Genomic DNA, 2,732 nt, shown 5'->3' on the forward strand with positions numbered 1-2,732 from the left:
GGGCTTCTTTTATCACACTCAAACCCGCCACGCCTGGGCGTCTCTGGCACCGCTGTCGCGAACTGTGGTGGTGAGCGTGGCCGACCACTGCGGCTGACCGGCCCATTCTCATTCCGGGCGACATCGACCTGACGTTTGCGATCATTGAATCGACACCGCCGCCAAGGGGGTTCGGGTAGTAATCGCGCGGAAGGCAACGACACTGGCTTCCAGTCGCCTTTCCACCGAATTGGGTGAGTTCAGGACCACAGTCCGGCAGGGCTGAGCGTGTGCGGAGGGCTGGCCTTCATGCGGCTCTGGCTGAGGCTGCATCGGCCGCGTCGCGGGGCGGATGTGCCGTTGTGGTCGTGGCAGGCCGAGTACCACAATGTTCGCGCGATCGCCGAAACGCTGCACGTCGACCGGGCATGGTCTACCGCATCCTCGACCGCAACGGCCTGGGCCGAAGTCGCTGACACACGCTGCTCGTGCACGACTCCGACACCCATTCGTATACTCGACTCCAGCCGTTCAATGACGGCCGCGGCGCAGCCGGAGCCCGCTGTAGATGAGTGTCGGGTCGGCGGCGCGGCGGGCGGCGTCCGGGTCGCGTGCGTCGGCGATCCGCTGGACGCCGCCGTTGCTGCGTGCGGCATCGGCGAGCCGATCACGGGCGGGACGACTCGCCTGCGAGTGCTGCTGGATCTCGTCGAAACACGCCGTGATATCTGCCTCGAACACCCACTCGTAATTCGCGGGATTCGATGTCAGCTTGTGTATCTCGGCGATCGCGTCTTGCGCCCTCCTTCTCGGCCGGAACCCGTATGAGGACGGGTGGAAATCGGCTTCGAAGACCGGCTCCAGCACCAGCTTCAACGCGGCCTGGACAATCCGATCCGTCATCGTCGGGATTCCGAGCTTGCGGACCTTGCCGTTCGCTTTCGGTATCGACTTCTGACGGACCGGTTCCGGGATGAACTCTCCGCCCTTGACGCTCTCGCGTAATTCGGCGAGCATCCCCATCACCTGCTCCGGTGCGACAGACCGTGGAGCGATCCCGTCGACACCAGCGGTGCGGCCACCTTTGTTGTCCCGCACTCGATCCCAGGCGGCCATCAGGAACGCCGGGTCGTGGACGAGGTTGAACACATCATCGAAACGACGATCCGAATCGGTCGTCGCCCATCGGTGCAGCTTCGTTTGCATCACAAGTACCCGGTGCCATGCCTCCGTCACGTCGGCAGGCCACGGAACACCCGCATTCACAGGCGTATCTCCTTCAACGCGCTCGTCACCGCGAAACAAACTGAGCCCCTTCGCCATGTAGCCGGCTTTGTCGGGTAGCCCCGGCACATTACTGCGCCGAGGCCCCCCCAGAACCGGACATGCGCCTCGTCGACGCATCACGGCTCAAGCAAGCCCAGATGGCTTGCGGGCGTGCAGAATTACCGGACCTCCAGCCCGGTCGGCAGACCGCCGACGACGGCAGGAGGCGTGGACGAAACGGATGGCCGTGCCCGACGTTCCGTCTCCGCGAGCGATGGTGAGGCTGTGCCTCACCATCGCGGTGCGGGTCACCTTCGCCCAGCGTTCCCACTCGTGCGGGTTCTGGGGTTGATGGTCGGCGCGCAGCAGGAAGTCCCCGCAGAGCGGGCAGCGCCCGGCTTGCAGTTTGAGCATCCGCAGGGTGAACGCGCCCAGTAGCGGTGGCGCCCCTTTGCGTCGCCGTTCGGACCAGTACTCGGTCAAGGACGGATCATCCGGGGACGATGTGCCCGCGACCATCTGGTGTCGGACGATCTTCGTCCAGGCGAACTTGGGCAGGTGAGCGCCGGTGTCCCGGTCACCGAAGACCCACCGGTCCTGCCTGGACTGGTTGAACCGGCCGAAATACCGGGTAGCGATCCAGTGCTTCGACTTGTTCTGATGGCCTTGCTTGGCCCACTTGTAGGTGAGCTTCCACATGTAGTCATCCAGCGCGGTGAATGCCTTGCTGGACACCACTGTTCGGTAATAGGCCGACCAACCTCGCACGATTGGGTCGATCTTGTGCAGCACCGCACTGACGTTGGCCCCGCGCAGAGCCTTCATCTCGGTGCGTAGCCGTTTCCGAATCCGTTTCATAGCAGCAGAACTCGGCTTGATCAGCAGCTTGCCGTCGTAGCGGCGGACATTGAACCCCAGAAAATCGAAACCGGTGTCTTCGACGTGGACGATGCGCGTCTTGTCCTCGTTGAACACCAATCCTCTGGGTTCGAGCCAGGCAGCGAGCCGCGCTTTGACCTGTTCGGCCTGTTCGCGCGAATGGCACAGGGCCACAAGGTCGTCGGCATATCTGATCAGCGCCGGAACGCCTTCCACCGACTCGGCGGCATGCGTGCCGAGCTTGCGGTAACGGACTCCCGCTGCTGCTTCCATCCCGTGCAGGGCCACGTTCAACAGCAAAGGACTGACGACCCCGCCTTGGGGCGTGCCCTCCTCGGTCGAGGCGAACCGACCGCGATCGAGTACCCCCGCCTTCAACCAGCCTGCGATCAATCCCCGGGCGGGGAACGTGGCCAGTTGGGCGAGCAGATGGCTGTGATCGATGCGGTCGAACGCCGCTTTCAGGTCCGCATCCAACACCCACACGCGTTGCGGATTCTTACCTTTCAACGCGAGGTAGATGGCCGAGATTGCGTCCTGACAACCACGGCCCGGCCGGAAGCCATACGACTTCGGCTCGAACCGTGCCTCCCACTCGGGCTCCAGCG

Annotated in this window: 2 protein-coding genes; both read right to left on the reverse strand. The window is 63.9% G+C overall.

The genetic code is table 11. The features are described from left to right. Positions 1-510: 510 nt before the first annotated feature. On the reverse strand, positions 511-1,245 hold the full coding sequence (locus tag ACWEO7_RS38990; RefSeq protein WP_452430807.1) for a reverse transcriptase domain-containing protein: 735 nt from the start codon (positions 1,243-1,245) through the stop codon (positions 511-513). A gap of 144 nt (positions 1,246-1,389) precedes the next feature. Further along, the coding region (locus tag ACWEO7_RS38995) for a reverse transcriptase domain-containing protein (RefSeq protein ID WP_452430809.1) at positions 1,390-2,732 on the reverse strand (1,343 nt) is incomplete at its 5' end.

This window comes from Nocardia sp. NPDC004260 (assembly GCF_053603155.1).